The organism is Streptococcus sp. M334 (assembly GCF_000187745.1).
Taxonomy (GTDB): Bacteria; Bacillota; Bacilli; order Lactobacillales; family Streptococcaceae; genus Streptococcus.
The window spans coordinates 507,842-523,239 of record NZ_GL732486.1 but is presented as its reverse complement, the minus strand read 5'-3'; the positions used below and the strand labels follow the sequence as shown (position 1 = coordinate 523,239).

General features: G+C 36.0%; 15 protein-coding genes and 1 pseudogene. 15 read left to right on the top strand and 1 reads right to left on the bottom strand.

The window, feature by feature from the left end; all coding sequences use genetic code 11:
• Window positions 1-9 precede the first annotated feature (9 nt).
• The 12 genes from prfA (at window position 10) to HMPREF0851_RS07000 (ending at window position 12,305) form a co-directional block, all read left to right on the top strand.
• Window positions 10-1,089: a peptide chain release factor 1 gene (prfA, locus tag HMPREF0851_RS07055; RefSeq protein ID WP_001028815.1), complete on the top strand. Its 1,080-nt coding sequence runs from the start codon at window positions 10-12 to the stop codon at window positions 1,087-1,089.
• Window positions 1,089-1,925 (top strand): peptide chain release factor N(5)-glutamine methyltransferase, encoded by an 837-nt coding sequence (prmC, locus tag HMPREF0851_RS07050; RefSeq protein WP_000761875.1) that lies wholly within the window; start codon window positions 1,089-1,091, stop codon window positions 1,923-1,925. Before prfA ends, prmC begins: the two co-directional genes overlap by 1 nt.
• Complete coding sequence (locus HMPREF0851_RS07045; protein WP_000969294.1) at window positions 1,909-2,511, top strand: L-threonylcarbamoyladenylate synthase; 603 nt, start codon at window positions 1,909-1,911, stop codon at window positions 2,509-2,511. Before prmC ends, HMPREF0851_RS07045 begins: the two co-directional genes overlap by 17 nt.
• 1 nt (window position 2,512) lies before the next feature.
• Window positions 2,513-2,944, top strand: a complete 432-nt coding sequence (locus HMPREF0851_RS07040; protein WP_000942939.1) for a GNAT family N-acetyltransferase — start codon at window positions 2,513-2,515, stop codon at window positions 2,942-2,944.
• 61 nt (window positions 2,945-3,005) lie between these two features.
• Window positions 3,006-4,262: a serine hydroxymethyltransferase gene (gene glyA, locus HMPREF0851_RS07035; RefSeq protein WP_000575483.1), complete on the top strand. Its 1,257-nt coding sequence runs from the start codon at window positions 3,006-3,008 to the stop codon at window positions 4,260-4,262.
• Between the two features lie 7 nt (window positions 4,263-4,269).
• The gene (locus HMPREF0851_RS07030) at window positions 4,270-5,244 is read left to right on the top strand and encodes a nucleoid-associated protein (protein WP_000356106.1); all 975 of its coding nucleotides are present in this window, start codon (window positions 4,270-4,272) and stop codon (window positions 5,242-5,244) included.
• The gene (pmp23, locus tag HMPREF0851_RS07025) at window positions 5,244-5,858 is read left to right on the top strand and encodes a cell wall hydrolase Pmp23 (RefSeq protein ID WP_000476391.1); all 615 of its coding nucleotides are present in this window, start codon (window positions 5,244-5,246) and stop codon (window positions 5,856-5,858) included. Before HMPREF0851_RS07030 ends, pmp23 begins: the two co-directional genes overlap by 1 nt.
• Window positions 5,859-5,931: 73 nt before the next feature.
• The gene (locus HMPREF0851_RS07020) at window positions 5,932-6,906 is read left to right on the top strand and encodes a DUF1002 domain-containing protein (RefSeq protein ID WP_001227747.1); all 975 of its coding nucleotides are present in this window, start codon (window positions 5,932-5,934) and stop codon (window positions 6,904-6,906) included.
• Window positions 6,907-6,979: 73 nt separating this feature from the next.
• Window positions 6,980-8,335 (top strand): 23S rRNA (uracil(1939)-C(5))-methyltransferase RlmD, encoded by a 1,356-nt coding sequence (gene rlmD / locus HMPREF0851_RS07015; protein WP_000914562.1) that lies wholly within the window; start codon window positions 6,980-6,982, stop codon window positions 8,333-8,335.
• A 366-nt stretch (window positions 8,336-8,701) separates the two neighbouring features.
• Window positions 8,702-10,222 (top strand): DUF262 domain-containing protein, encoded by a 1,521-nt coding sequence (locus HMPREF0851_RS07010; RefSeq protein ID WP_000510392.1) that lies wholly within the window; start codon window positions 8,702-8,704, stop codon window positions 10,220-10,222.
• 2 nt (window positions 10,223-10,224) lie between these two features.
• A complete protein-coding gene (locus HMPREF0851_RS07005) occupies window positions 10,225-11,013 on the top strand; it encodes a DUF262 domain-containing protein (RefSeq protein WP_009014208.1) in 789 nt (262 codons plus the stop codon).
• Between the two features lie 38 nt (window positions 11,014-11,051).
• Window positions 11,052-12,305, top strand: coding sequence for a hypothetical protein (locus HMPREF0851_RS07000; RefSeq protein WP_000386580.1), 1,254 nt, complete (start codon window positions 11,052-11,054; stop codon window positions 12,303-12,305).
• Between the two features lie 28 nt (window positions 12,306-12,333).
• On the opposite strand, the pseudogene HMPREF0851_RS06995 reads toward HMPREF0851_RS07000, so the two are convergent.
• Window positions 12,334-12,628: pseudogene (locus HMPREF0851_RS06995) on the bottom strand (DUF5960 family protein).
• A gap of 354 nt (window positions 12,629-12,982) precedes the next feature.
• Here HMPREF0851_RS06995 and HMPREF0851_RS06990 point away from each other — a divergent pair.
• The 3 genes from HMPREF0851_RS06990 to HMPREF0851_RS06980 all read left to right on the top strand — a co-directional run bounded on the left by HMPREF0851_RS06990 (window position 12,983) and on the right by HMPREF0851_RS06980 (window position 15,384).
• Window positions 12,983-13,618 carry a TetR/AcrR family transcriptional regulator gene (locus HMPREF0851_RS06990; protein WP_000113540.1) on the top strand — a complete coding sequence of 212 codons (636 nt, stop codon included), beginning with the start codon at window positions 12,983-12,985 and terminating at the stop codon, window positions 13,616-13,618.
• Window positions 13,619-13,788: 170 nt separating this feature from the next.
• Entirely contained in the window at window positions 13,789-14,529 is a 741-nt protein-coding gene (locus tag HMPREF0851_RS06985; protein WP_000949751.1) for an ABC transporter permease, read from the top strand.
• A gap of 135 nt (window positions 14,530-14,664) precedes the next feature.
• Window positions 14,665-15,384, top strand: coding sequence for an ABC transporter ATP-binding protein (locus HMPREF0851_RS06980; RefSeq protein WP_009014207.1), 720 nt, complete (start codon window positions 14,665-14,667; stop codon window positions 15,382-15,384).
• Window positions 15,385-15,398: the final 14 nt, after the last annotated feature.

Sequence of the window (15,398 nt, the reverse complement as noted above, 5' to 3'; positions counted from 1 at the left end):
GGAGAAAAAATGAACATCTATGATCAACTACAAGCTGTAGAAGACCGTTATGAAGAATTAGGAGAATTGCTGAGTGACCCAGATGTGGTATCGGATACCAAGCGTTTTATGGAGCTTTCAAAAGAAGAGGCTTCTACTCGTGATACTGTAACAGCCTACCGTGAGTACAAACAAGTCCTTCAAAATATCGTCGATGCTGAAGAGATGATTAAGGAATCAGGCGGAGATGCGGATTTGGAAGAAATGGCCAAGCAAGAGCTCAAAGATGCCAAGGCTGAAAAAGAAGAATACGAAGAAAAACTTAAAATTTTGCTCCTTCCAAAGGATCCAAACGATGACAAGAACATCATCCTTGAAATCCGTGGTGCGGCTGGTGGTGACGAAGCGGCACTTTTTGCTGGGGATTTGCTAACTATGTACCAAAAGTATGCAGAAGCCCAAGGCTGGCGCTTTGAAGTTATGGAAGCTTCTATGAACGGTGTCGGTGGTTTCAAAGAAGTGGTTGCTATGGTTTCTGGTCAGTCTGTATACTCTAAACTCAAGTACGAATCAGGTGCCCACCGTGTGCAACGTGTCCCTGTGACAGAAAGCCAAGGTCGTGTCCATACATCAACTGCCACAGTTCTTGTCATGCCTGAAGTCGAAGAAGTAGAGTACGATATTGATCCAAAAGACCTTCGTGTTGATATCTATCACGCATCTGGTGCTGGTGGACAGAACGTCAATAAGGTTGCGACTGCCGTTCGTATCGTTCACTTGCCAACCAATATCAAGGTTGAGATGCAGGAAGAACGTACCCAGCAGAAAAACCGTGAGAAGGCTATGAAGATTATCCGTGCGCGTGTTGCTGACCACTTTGCTCAGATTGCACAAGATGAACAAGACGCTGAGCGTAAGTCAACGATTGGTACTGGGGACCGTTCAGAACGGATCCGTACTTATAACTTCCCACAAAACCGTGTCACAGATCACCGTATTGGCTTAACCCTCCAAAAACTAGATACGATTTTGTCTGGTAAATTGGATGAAGTTGTGGATGCCTTGGTGCTCTATGACCAAACACAGAAATTAGAAGAATTAAACAAATAATGAAATTAGCTCAATTATTTTCAGATTTTGAAGAAGAGTTGATAAGACAAGGAGAGGAAGCTGAAAGCCTCTCTTTTGTCTATCGTAGCCTGAAAAATCTATCTTTTACAGATTTCGTTTTTGCCCTCCAGCAAGAGGTAACCGAGGAAGAAAAACAATTTGTAAAAGAAATTTACCAGCAGTTAGCAGCTCATAAACCTGCCCAGTACATTATCGGTCATGCAGATTTCTTTGGTATGCAGTTAATAGTTGATGAGCGTGTTTTGATTCCCCGACCTGAAACAGAGGAGTTGGTGGAGATTATTCTGGATGAAAATCATGAAGAAAATCTTTCGGTTCTTGATATTGGAACAGGAAGTGGAGCTATAGCTCTTGCACTCTCTAAAAATAGACCAGATTGGTCAGTGACAGCAGCAGATATTTCTCAAGAGGCTTTAGAATTAGCTAGTGAAAATGCTAAAAATCAAAATCTTCAAATATTTTTAAAAAAATCTGACTGTTTTACAGAAATTTCTGAAAAATATGATATAATTGTTTCCAATCCACCCTATATCTCTCGTGAAGATGAGTCAGAGGTCGGTTTGAATGTTTTGCATTCGGAACCTCACCTAGCTCTCTTTGCAGACGAGGATGGCCTAGCTATTTACCGTAGAATTGCGGAAGATGCAAAAGACTATCTCAAAGATGGTGGTAAGATTTACCTTGAAATTGGATACAAACAAGGTCAAAGTGTTCCTGAGCTTTTTAGGAAACATCTTCCTGAAAAGCGAGTTCGAACACTCAAGGACCAATTTGGTCAAGATAGGATGGTTGTAGTTGATGATGGACAGGATTAGACAAGAGTTGGAAAATGGTGGAGCTGTCGTTCTGCCTACAGAGACTGTTTACGGTCTTTTTGCCAAGGCTCTAGACGAAAAAGCAGTTGATCATGTATACCAACTTAAACATCGTCCTAGAGATAAGGCGCTCAATCTAAATATCGCCTCTCTAGAGGACATCTTGCACTTTTCAAAGAATCAGCCAGCTTATCTACAAAAACTTGTCGAGATTTTTTTACCAGGTCCCTTGACCATTATCCTAGAAGCCAATGACAGAGTTCCCTATTGGGTCAATTCTGGCCTTGCAACTGTTGGATTTCGGATGCCCAGTCACCCTTTTACCCTTAATTTGATTCGAGAGACAGGTCCCTTGATTGGGCCGTCTGCCAATATTTCAGGTCAGGCAAGTGGTGTAACTTTTGAACAAATTCTAGAGGATTTTGACCAAGAGGTTCTGGGTATGGAAGACGATGCTTTTCTAACTGGACAGGATTCAACGATTTTGGATTTGTCTGGAGACAAGGTGAAAATCTTACGACAAGGAACCATTAAGCGAGAAGATATTCTTGCTCAGTTGCCAGAGATTTCTTTTGAGGAGGAATGAGATGCTAAGAGATTTGCAAGAAACAGATGTGAAAGCTATATGTGACATCAACCAAGAGGCTTTGAGCTATTCTTTTAGTCAAGAGGAGACAGCTAGTCAACTAGATAGACTGTCTCAGGATTCCCATCATTTCCTACTTGGCTATGAGGATGAAGCTAGTCATGCCTTGCTTGGATATGTACACGCTGAGGTCTATGAATCACTTTATTCTAAAGCAGGATTTAATATCTTAGGCTTAGCAGTTTCACCTCAAGTACAAGGTCAAGGTATTGGCAAAAGCTTATTGCAAGGGTTGGAAGAAGAAGCAAAAAGACGTGGTTATGGGTTTATCCGCTTAAACTCTGCCGATCATCGTCTGGGTGCTCATGCATTTTATGAAAAAGTTGGTTATACTTGTGATAAAATGCAGAAACGGTTTATTCGCATCTTTTAGTTTGATTTTCTAATAAGAAAATTAAACTAATGGACTAGTCACACAATAAAGGAGAAGACCTATGATTTTTGACAAAGATGATTTTAAAGCATATGATGCTGATCTCTGGAATGCTATTGCCAAAGAAGAAGAACGCCAACAAAATAATATCGAGTTGATTGCTTCGGAAAACGTTGTCTCCAAGGCTGTTATGGCAGCTCAAGGGTCTATCTTGACGAATAAATACGCCGAAGGTTATCCAGGACGCCGTTATTATGGTGGAACGGATGTGGTAGACGTGGTAGAATCTCTAGCCATTGAACGCGCAAAAGAAATTTTCGGTGCTAAATTCGCCAATGTCCAACCTCACTCTGGAAGCCAAGCTAACTGTGCGGCTTACATGGCCTTGATTGAGCCAGGTGATACGGTTATGGGAATGGATTTGGCAGCAGGTGGTCACTTGACCCACGGAGCTCCTGTAAGCTTCTCTGGTCAAACCTACAACTTTGTTTCTTATAGTGTGGATCCTGAAACGGAACTCTTGGATTTTGATGTTATCTTGAAACAAGCCCAAGAAGTAAAACCAAAATTGATCGTAGCAGGTGCTTCAGCCTATTCTCAAATTATCGACTTTTCAAAATTCCGTGAAATTGCGGATGCTGTTGGAGCTAAGCTCATGGTAGATATGGCTCATATCGCTGGTTTGGTGGCTGCTGGTCTTCACCCAAGTCCAGTACCATATGCTCATATCACGACAACAACGACTCACAAAACCCTTCGTGGCCCTCGTGGTGGTTTGATTTTGACCAATGACGAAGAACTTGCTAAGAAAATCAATTCAGCTATTTTCCCAGGTATTCAGGGCGGTCCTTTGGAACATGTTGTTGCTGCTAAGGCAGTTTCCTTCAAAGAAGTTTTGGATCCAGCCTTCAAGGAATATGCTGCTAATGTTATCAAGAACAGCAAGGCTATGGCAGATGTCTTCTTGCAAGACCCTGATTTCCGTATTATTTCTGGCGGGACTGAAAACCACCTCTTCCTAGTGGATGTAACTAAGGTTGTAGAAAACGGAAAAGTTGCTCAAAACTTGCTGGATGAAGTCAATATTACCCTAAATAAAAACTCAATCCCTTACGAAACCTTATCACCATTCAAGACAAGTGGTATTCGTATTGGATCTGCAGCCATTACTGCACGTGGATTTGGTGAAGAAGAAAGTCGCAAAGTGGCTGAACTCATCATTAAAACCCTTAAGAATGCAGAAAATGAGGCTGTCTTAGAAGAAGTGAGAAGTGCAGTCAAAGAATTGACAGATGCCTTCCCATTATACGAGGACTAAAATTTTTATGGATATTTATATTAAGAAAGCCATTATTCACCAGTTCAGTCCGGATGATACCGAGCTGTTCCTAGCGGATAAGTTTCTCAATATTACTCCAAAAATCGAAGAATACCTACGTAAAAAAATTGAACGTGTGTATTCAGATGAGGCTAAGACTGGGATTTTCGAAGAAGAAAATCCCTTCTTCAATCACATCACAGATGATTTGTTGGAGACATCAGTAACACTGGCTAATCTCTGGAAAGAGGAGTTCAGCATTTCAGAAAATCTCAAGACCAATGACTTGATTTTTGTACAATTTTCTAAAGAAGGTGTAGAACATTTGGCTTTCTTGCGAATTGCTCTGCGGGAGACCTTGACTCACCTCGGTGGAGAAGTTGATAATCCAATCAAGCTGACTCAGAATAACCTGCCTGGATTTGGAACGGGTGCCGACGAAGCCTTGGTGGTCAATCTTCAGAGCCGCAAGTATCATCTGATTGAAAAACGAATCAAATACAACGGGACTTTTTTGAACTATTTTTCAGAAAATCTTTTAGCTGTCGCTCCTAAGATTTCTCCTAAGAAATCTATCAAAGAACTGGAAAAAACGGCCCAGAGAATTGCTGAATCTTTTAACACAGATGATTTTCAATTTCAATCTAAGGTCAAATCAGCGATTTTCAACAACCTGGAAGAAAGCAATGAATTATCGCCTGAGAAATTGGCAAACGACCTTTTTGACAATAATCTGACGGCTCGTTTAAGCTTTATTGACCAAGTTAAAGAATCTGTACCAGAACCTGTTCAATTTGATGAAATTGATGCCAGTCGCCAATTAAAGAAATTTGAAAACCAAAAACTCTCCTTGTCAAATGGAATTGAGCTCATCGTTCCCAATAACGTCTATCAAGACGCCGAGTCTGTTGAGTTTATTCAAAATGATAATGGAACCTACTCTATCTTAATCAAAAATATCGAGGATATCCAAAGTAAATAATGTTTAAACGAATTCGAAGAGTGCTTGTACTAGCAGTCTTCCTTTTTGCTGGCTACAAAGTTTACCGTGTTCACCAAGATGTCAAGCAAGTCATGACCTATCAACCCATGGTTAGAGAAATCTTGAGTGAAAAAGACACCCCAGCAAACGAAGAGCTTGTGCTCGCTATGATTTATACCGAAACAAAAGGAAAAGAAGGCGATGTTATGCAGTCTAGTGAGTCTGCAAGTGGTTCCACCAACACCATCAATGATAATGCCTCTAGCATTCGGCAAGGCGTTCAAACTCTGACAGACAATCTGTATCTGGCTCAGAAGAAGGGTGTTGATGTCTGGACAGCTGTTCAAGCCTATAATTTTGGACCTGCCTATATCGATTTTATCGCCCAAAATGGCAAGGAAAACACCTTGGCTCTGGCCAAACAGTACTCTCGTGAGACTGTTGCCCCTTTGCTTGGCAATACCACTGGAAAGACTTATAGTTATATGCACCCCATTTCCATTTTTCACGGTGCTGAACTCTATGTAAATGGAGGAAACTATTATTATTCTAGACAGGTGCAACTCAACCTTTACATCATCAAATGTTTCACTCTCTTTTCGACATCTGGCTAGACCAGGTGTTTTTGTTATAAGTTTTCTTTAAGATAGATATATTACTCTAGAAAGGTAAAGGAGGAAATTCCCTATGAGAAAGAAACTCTTTCTGACCAGTGCTGCGGTCTTGTGGGCAGTAACAGCTATGAATAGCGCCCATGCAGCAACAGATGTGCAAAAAGTTATCGATGAAACCTATGTCCAACCTGAATATGTCCTAGGTTCATCATTGTCTGACGACCAAAAAAATCAAACCCTTAAAAAACTGGGATACAATGCCTCAACAGACACCAAAGAACTCAAGACCATGACACCTGATGTCTATTCTAAAATCATGAATGTGGCAAATGACTCTAGCTTACAACTGTATTCATCAGCCAAGATTCAAAAACTAGGTGACAAGTCGCCCCTTGAGGTCAAGATTGAAACACCAGAAAACATCACTAAGGTGACGCAGGATATGTACCGCAATGCGGCCGTAACTTTGGGTGTGGAACACGCCAAAATCACTGTAGCAGCCCCTATTCCCGTTACAGGAGAAAGTGCTTTAGCAGGAATTTATTATTCACTAGAAGCTAATGGAGCCAAGGTGCCGCAAGCCAACAAAGATTTGGCTCAAGAAGAGCTAAAGGCTTTGTCAGATATCAATGCTGAAAACAAGGACAAGTCAGGCTATGATGCTAATAAATTAAACGTTGCCCTAGCCGACATCAAGTCAGGACTCGCCAAAGCTAAAGAAAGCAAGGGAAATCTGACGGAGGAAGATGTCCGTAAAATCGTTGAAGATACCTTAAAAAATTACAAACTTGATCAGGTTATAACAGGAAACCAGATCAATATCATCATCAATTTTGCTTTAAATCTCTCAAAGAGTGATATTCTCAGCAATGCTGACTTCACTAAAACCCTAAATGACCTTAAACAAAGTATTGTTTCACAAGCTGGCGATAGTTTTAAAAATATCAACCTTAACTTTGATGCTGATAAGGCGATAGAGGACGGCGCGAACTTTTTAAGCTCCCTCTGGCAAGCCATTGTCAACTTCTTCAAGAGTTTTGGTTCTTAAGAAAAATCATGGTATAATAGATGGTAACCGTAATGTTGCCGTCTTTTTTGTCGGTCAATAGAAAGAGAATAAAATGTTAAAGAAAAATGATATTGTAGAAGTTGAAATTGTTGATTTGACCCACGAAGGGGCCGGGGTGGCCAAGGTGGATGGTTTGGTATTTTTTGTAGAGAATGCTTTACCAAGTGAAAAAATCCTCATGCGAGTTCTCAAGGTTAATAAAAAGATTGGCTTTGGGAAAGTTGAAGAATACCTTGTCCAGTCGCCACACCGTAATCAAGATCTAGATTTGGATTACCTGCGTTCAGGAATCGCTGATTTGGGTCATCTTGCCTATCCAGAACAGCTCAAATTTAAAACTAAGCAAGTCAAGGACAGTCTCTACAAGATTGCTGGAATTGCAGATGTAGGGGTTGCTGAAACGCTCGGTATGGAACATCCAGTCAAGTATCGCAACAAGGCGCAGGTCCCTGTTCGTCGAGTAAATGGTATTTTGGAAACTGGATTTTTCCATAAGAATTCCCACGACCTCCTGCCTATTGAAGATTTCTTTATCCAAGATTCTGTGATTGATGAGCTAGTAGTAGCCCTACGCGACTTGCTCCGCCGTTATGATTTGAAACCTTATGATGAAAAGGAACAAGCTGGCTTGATTCGGAATCTTGTGGTGCGTCGTGGGCACTATTCTGGCCAAATCATGGTTATCTTAGTAACAACTCGTCCTAAAATTTTCCGAGTGGAGCAATTGATTGAACAACTAGTCAAGCAGTTCCCAGAGATTGTGTCTGTCATGCAAAATATCAACGACAAAAATACTAATGCGATTTTTGGTAAGGAATGGCACACACTTTATGGACAAGACTTTATTACTGACCAGATGTTGGGAAATGACTACCAAATCTCTGGACCAGCATTTTACCAAGTCAATACTAAAATGGCTGAAAAACTTTATCAAACAGCTATTGACTTTGCAGCATTAAAATCAGATGATGTGGTTATTGATGCCTATTCTGGTATCGGGACGATTGGTCTTTCTGTTGCGAAACTCGTCAAAGAAGTTTATGGTGTTGAAGTGATTCCAGAGGCGGTTGAAAATAGCGAGAAGAATGCTCAACTGAACAATATTTCAAACGCCCACTATGTTTGCGACACAGCTGAAAACGCCATGAAAAGCTGGCTTAAAGATGGCATTCAACCAAGCCTTATCCTAGTGGACCCACCAAGAAAAGGACTCACAGAAAGCTTTATCAAGGCAAGTAGCCAAACTGGAGCAGACCGCATCGCCTATATCTCATGTAATGTTGCAACTATGGCGCGTGATATCAAACTCTACCGAGAATTGGGATATGAGTTGAAGAAAGTACAGCCAGTGGACTTATTTCCTCAGACACACCACGTCGAGTGTGTAGCTTTGCTGGTAAAAGCCTAGAACCTTTTGATAAATCGAATAGAAAAATTCTTTAAATCAATACTTTTTGTGATGTATGGTGAAGTATCAAACTGAGAGCAGCAGTTGAGTGTCTTGGTTTGATAGGTGGAGTAGTTGGGTTTTTATTTCCATTAACATTTAGGGTATATATTTATTTCCAATGGGCATGGCTTTATAGGAATAAATGTATACCTTTTTTAATTGGTTAAATGCGTGAAGTTATATTTTTAAGATTGATGCCGCTAATTTATACTGTAATCAAATAGGAGTGTAAGAGAATTTGTGGTATAATAATTGTTGATATTAATAATACCATTCGCGCTGAAAGTGTTTGGTTTTTTAACATAAGAAAGTTGAGTACTATATATGGGAATTGCTGAGAAACGAATTGAAGAGTTGAAAGGTATGAAATTTAATGTTCCATCGTATCAAAGAGGATATCGTTGGACTAAGCACGAGGTGATCACTCTATTAGAGGACTTGTACAATCATGATTCTAAATTAAAGTATTGTTTGCAACCTTTAATTGTAAAAAAAGTTTCTGAAAACACCTATGATGTTGTTGATGGACAACAGAGGTTGACAACTATTTTTATTTTCCTGAAATTTATGTCCGCAGAATTTGGGAGTAGCCGTAGAAGAAGTAATCAATATGAGTTTTTTGAATTAGCATACGAAACGAGAGAAAAAAGTAGCAGATATTTAAAAGAATTAAGTTTTGATACATACAAACTTATTGCAGAATACGATATTGATGCTAGTCATATTAGCAATGCTTTTTCTGCAATTGATGATTGGCTTGATAAAGATGATATTAATTCGGATAATGCTTTACATGATATATACAAGGTACTGACAGAATCAGTATTCTTCATTTGGTACGAAATTGATGAAACTGAGGATCCAATTAATATTTTTACGAAAGTAAACTTGGGAAAAATTCCATTGACAAATGCAGAACTTATTAAAGCTCTTATATTAGATAAAAATAATTATGTGGATGGATATGAGAGTGAAAGAATACATCGTTCGATAGCCTGGAATCGGATTGAACACCGACTCCAGCAAGATACATTTTGGAACTTTTTAACTAATAATGCAATATACGATACTAGGATTGATTTTTTATTTAACCTACAAGCTAACAATGACCCAGTCAATAGTAGTATAGACAAATATAGCACTTTTTACACTATTTATGAGGGATATAAGATTGCGAAAAATAAAGTAGAGTTTATAAATCAGTTCTGGAATTCTATCCAATTGTTATTTGAGGAATTGAACAATTGGTATATGGATCTAGATAGATATCACCTTATCGGCTATTTACTTTCTTTAAATAGCTTGAATATTAATAAAGTGTTTGCTGCTACGAGAGAAAATAAAAAGTCGGAGGCTTTCACTAAGTTAAAAGAGCTTGCCTGTGAAACAATCCCTGAGATTGAAGATATTGAGAATCTTTCATATGGAAGCAAATCTGTACGGAGTCTATTGTTGCTTTTTAACTTAGTGACGTTGATTAATAAAGGAGAAAAACAGTACCGTTTTCCATTTGATTTATATAAAAAAGAAAAATGGGATATTGAGCATATTCATGCAACTGCCGATGAAAGTGCGGAGCCTGATGACAGTATTGGAAATTTGACATTATTGGATCAGAATACCAATAGAAGTTATCAGGATGCCCCCTTTTATGAAAAAAGGAAAACTATTATCGAAGTTGATGCTGAAGGTAAATTTGTACCTGTTTGTACTCGGAATGTTTTTTTGAAGGTATATAGTTGTAATCCTGAAAACTTTAACTCTTGGACTGAGGATGACAAATCTGATTATATTAGTTCTATGAAGAAAGAATTAGCTAAGTTTTTTAATTTGGAAGAGGAGTAGGTATGAGTGAGCAAACTAAGTTCAACTTGAAAACACTTTTGGAAAACTATAATGTTGTTATTCCTTTAATTCAGAGAGATTATGCCCAAGGTAGACTAGACGTTAGAACTACTGATGTTAGGAAGAAGCTACTACAAGACATAAATACAGCCTTAACAAGTGAGGATAATCTGCCTTTAGACTTAAATTTTATCTATGGAAAGTCATCAAACGGTCAATTTATTCCGCTAGATGGTCAGCAAAGATTGACAACTTTGTTTTTAGTTTACTTGTACGCATTTAGAAATAGTGAGAGCTGCGATTTTCTACGTAATTTTTCCTACGAGACAAGAGATTCTTCCAAACAGTTTTTCACTAGTTTGTTTGAATTCAGAAAAGATATTTTCGAAACTACTGTACTTCCATCTGAATTTATTAAAGATGCATCATGGTTTGCAGACTCTTGGCTGTTAGACCCTACTGTTCAAGGAGCACTTGTTACATTAGATGAGATAACTGAACAATTTCATGATAATTTTGATTATGAGGAAATTTTAAGTAAAATTGATGGACATAAAGTTGTATTCAATTTCTTAGATATTGATGAACTTGGCTCTGAAGATGAACTTTATATCAAATTAAATTCCAGAGGAAGGCCTCTGACAGATTTTGAAAACTTCAAAGCAAGATTCATTTCTAGATTACATATAATTAACGGAGAATTAGCTAGTAGTTTTACTAAAAATTTGGATACTAAGTGGACGGATACTGTATGGAAAATCGATAAAGATAAATTTGATATAAATTTTTAAATTTATTTGAAATCGCCCTTATCAATAATTTAGATTCGTTGGATTATTCTGAGCGTGAAAATTGGACTTCTAAAGTTAATTTTGAATCTATAAATTTAGAACATGTAGATTTAATAGTGGGTGTACTTGAATTTCTATCTGAAAATAAGTATCCAGATGTCTCTAGTACTTTAGTTAAGGCAATTGAGAATAAAAGTCTGAAATCTAGAGTTTATTTCCATGTTATTTCAAAGTTTATACTTCATAATGGATTACATTTAGATAATAGCTTTGAAAAATGGTACCGTATCTTCAGGAACCTAATAGATAATTCTGATATTGATTATCAAACTCCATATGAAAGGGCTATTAATGGGATAAACGAGCAAATCCCTTATATGTCAGATCTTTTAGATCATTTATCTGAAGGCAATAGAATTTCAGGTTTTAATTATGAACAAGTTTCTGAAGAGATAGAAAAAGCTAAACTAATTATTACTGATAAATCTTTGAAGGCTCTTATTTTTCGAGCTGAAGAGCATCCTTATTTTAGCGGTCAAATACGAAGCTGTTTCTTCTTCGAATCTGACGACTCTTTAATATATAAACGTGAAACGATATCACATTATTGGAATAAGATATCAAATATGTTTGATAACAATAAAGCTATTGAAGGACGTTTACTGAGAGTTGCTTTATTATCCCTTGGAGATTACACACTTAATGTTGATAGTTATAAGACACTTTGCCAAGATGATCCAAACGAGAGTTCGAGCACACCGAGTCTGAAAAAATTATTTTCATCACGGAATATATTTGTTAGAAGAATTCTTGATGAAATTAATCTGAATAAAGACTTGAAGAATGAGTATATACGAATTGTTTTTGAAAATTCAGGGAAAATTGATAGTCATGATTGGAGATATGCCTTTATAGAAAATTACGAATTAATGTTTAATAAGATGGCAGCTAACCATTACAGGCTTAAAAGTGCATTTTCCGCTAATGATATGATTATGATAACTAATAAGAACTCCAGAGCTAAAAATACGGATATTCATTTATTGGCTTTAATGGAGGAATTAAAAAAGTATGGAATATATTCTACCTATGAGAGTGAGCTTGGATTGTGGACTCCCTATCGTTATATATATATCCATTCTTTGGAGACTCAAATCTATTTTAAAGGTAATTTTTTCCTTATTGAGAATGAGGATCATACCCAGCATAAACTTATTGATCCAAGTGAAAGGACTCCATCTGATTATAAGTCTGTGGCTAAATATTTATCAGATTTTAATTCAAAAAAATAATAGATTAAAAAGAAGAAGGGTCTTCTTTTTAATCTATAGCATAAACAGTCTTTAAGTATATATATTTCCTAGTGAGATTATTTTTTTCGACAGTTTCAACATTGAATAGAAAATAATGATCTCGACAATCTTTGGAATTATCTTTGTTAAGCTTAAAATAGTTTTTTGGGGGATTTAGCCATAGTTAACAAGATATCATCTGTCAAAAATGTTAATGTTATATCAAGTGCTGAAAAGCGATAGAAGTCTAACTCAAACTGACGATAGCTATCACTGAAGTAATCCATTTGTAGTTGGTTCCTATGGAACTCAAGCAGATTCATTTTTGCACCTTCTCAATCAATTCAATATTGTGAATATCCTTGAAAAGGGCACATTAATGTGACCTCAGACTGAAGAAAAAAGTTCATTTTGGACAATTTTCTTCAGTCTTTTTCTTTAATTAGAGAAACTAAAAAACTGTTAAGAATAGCGCTATACCAACATTCCTAAGAGTTTTTACAATATAGTATCCAACCTACAATATGGCAATTTTTCTATTGCTGGTAGGGGTTGTCTACGTTCTGAAAGCCTTGATTTTAAGGCTTTTTTGCATTTTCCAATAAAGAACTTGACATTATTAGTTTCTTGCATTATAATGAAATTACGTACCATTAGTATGTTGGAAAGGAGTTATAATGGCAAGGAATAGAAACCCACATGAAACTAGAAAAAAAATACTAGAAGTTTCGAAAGATTTATTTTTAGAAAAAGGATTTGATAATACCTCAATACAAGATATAATCGATGGGTTAGGTGGGTTGACAAAAGGTGTTATTTATCATCATTTCGAGTCTAAAGATGAAATATTGCAATCAATCATTAGCGAAAATAATCAAGAAATTTTAAATTACAATTGGAGAGGAGATACTGCATTAGAAAAAATACAAAATTCTTTGATGGATGCGTTCTCTAATTTAGAACAACAAAGATTAGTATACTCTGTCTCAATTATGCTAAGAAGTCCACGTTTGTTAGGAGAGCAGTATTTAAGTTTATTTTCTGATTTTTTACCAGGGATTAGAGAAAAAGTTTTCGAAGGTGTTAAAGATAAATCAATTAAAACAGAATATCCTGAAGAGCTAGCTGATTTGATTGTTTTAACTTTGAATATTTGGATTGGGTTTCAAATTTCTATTTATTCAGTAGAAGAATTAAAGAGTAAAATGAAGTTCATTAAACTAACTTTTGAAGGTTTGGGAGTGCAGTTGATTACTGATGAAATGATGGAAGTAATTTTCCAATTATTTGATCACTTAAAAGGTGTCAAATAAATTTTAAGTATTGATATTTTAAAAAATACCATACTCTAGATATGGTATTAAAAATTCCAGTATACATACCTTTAGTATGTTTATTTTTGAATCTTAACATATCGGGAGTATGTAAGGTGTTTTTTGAATAGTGTAATTAATATTAACAAAATTTTTTGGAGGAAAAATCTATGTTGTCGCTTATTAAAATTGAATTAAATAAAGTTTCTAAATCTAAATTATTTTTAGCCTGGTTGGGTACTATATTGATAGTTTTAGGTATTACAGGAATTATCATCATGGGGCTAGGTACGGATAATAAATTGGGAGAATTTGTAGGGCAGAGTTCTGATAATTTTAGAATTGCTGATAAATGGGAAAATTGGGCAATTGCAACATCATTGTTTGGATCTTTATTTACTAAAGCAGCATTTTTGATTTTTGAATCTTATTTATTGTCTACGATTATTATTGATGAATTTAAACGAAGAACAATTTTTCAGCTGTTTTCCTACCCTGTTTCTAAAATAAAGTTACTATGGGGAAAAGTGCTTACAGTAATTCTGATATCATTTATTGCTCATTTTACTGCACATTTAGTGATTCAATTATTAATAAAATTAGTTGCAGTTTTAACTGAATCAAATTATATCCCAGTAGCTAATCAAATGATTAACTTAGCTGGAATTACGTTTGGAACGGTATTAATCGGAATACTACCTTTTGTTTTAGGCATGATTAGGCATTCAATAGCTATAACTATGCTTTCAGGACTTGGTTTAGCAGCGTTACTTTCGAATGTAAGTCCAGGCAGTTTAACGAATAATTTTGTTGATAACTTATTCTTCTTAATATTTGCTAGTTTCATAAGTTTAATGATTGTTTCATTTTTAATTTATAATATTTCAAGAAAAGATATTAATACCAAGTAGTATAGCTGAATTTAATGAAAGTAAAGTGATAATTCTTTGATGATTACTTTAAAAGAAGAACTGTATAAATTGGTATTTATGATCCTTAATAAAAAATTTTTGCATTTAAAGCTGGCTATAGAAAGAGAGATAGAAATGGGAAATATTGTTGAAATAAAAGAACTTTTTAAAACTATTGCTAAGGAAGAAATTTTAAGTGGTATTAACTTACAAATTTCTGAAGGAGAAATCTATGGATTTTTAGGACCAAATGGCGCAGGGAAAACAACTTTAATGAAATGCATGTTATCCTTATCAACTGTTACATCTGGTAGTATTGAAATCTTTGGAAAAAATTTACAAGATCACAGAGAGGAGATTCTAAGTCAGGTTGGAAGTGTTATTGAAACACCAATTTTTTATGAAAACCTCACAGCAAAAGAAATTTTGGAAATTCACGCGCAATATATGAGGAAAAATATTACCGAATCAGATATAATAAGAGCCTTAAGGATGGTCGGATTAAAAAATACGACTAAAAAAGTAAAAGAGTTTTCGTTAGGAATGAGACAGAGACTTGGTTTAGCTCGGGCTTTCCTAACAAAACCTAAATTGTTAATTTTAGATGAACCAATCAATGGTTTAGATCCAATAGGAATTCAAAAAATTCGGAATCTTTTGTTGTCTCTTTCTAAGGAATGTGGTGTTACAATATTCATATCAAGTCATATTTTATCAGAAATTTCACAGATAGCAGATAAGATTGGTGTTATCAAAAATGGAGAAATGCTAGAACAAGTCTCTATGAAAGAGCTTAGGAGAGAGAATATTGACTTAGAAGAATATTTTATGTCACATTTTCTAAATGAAATTTAAGAATTATGAGGTAG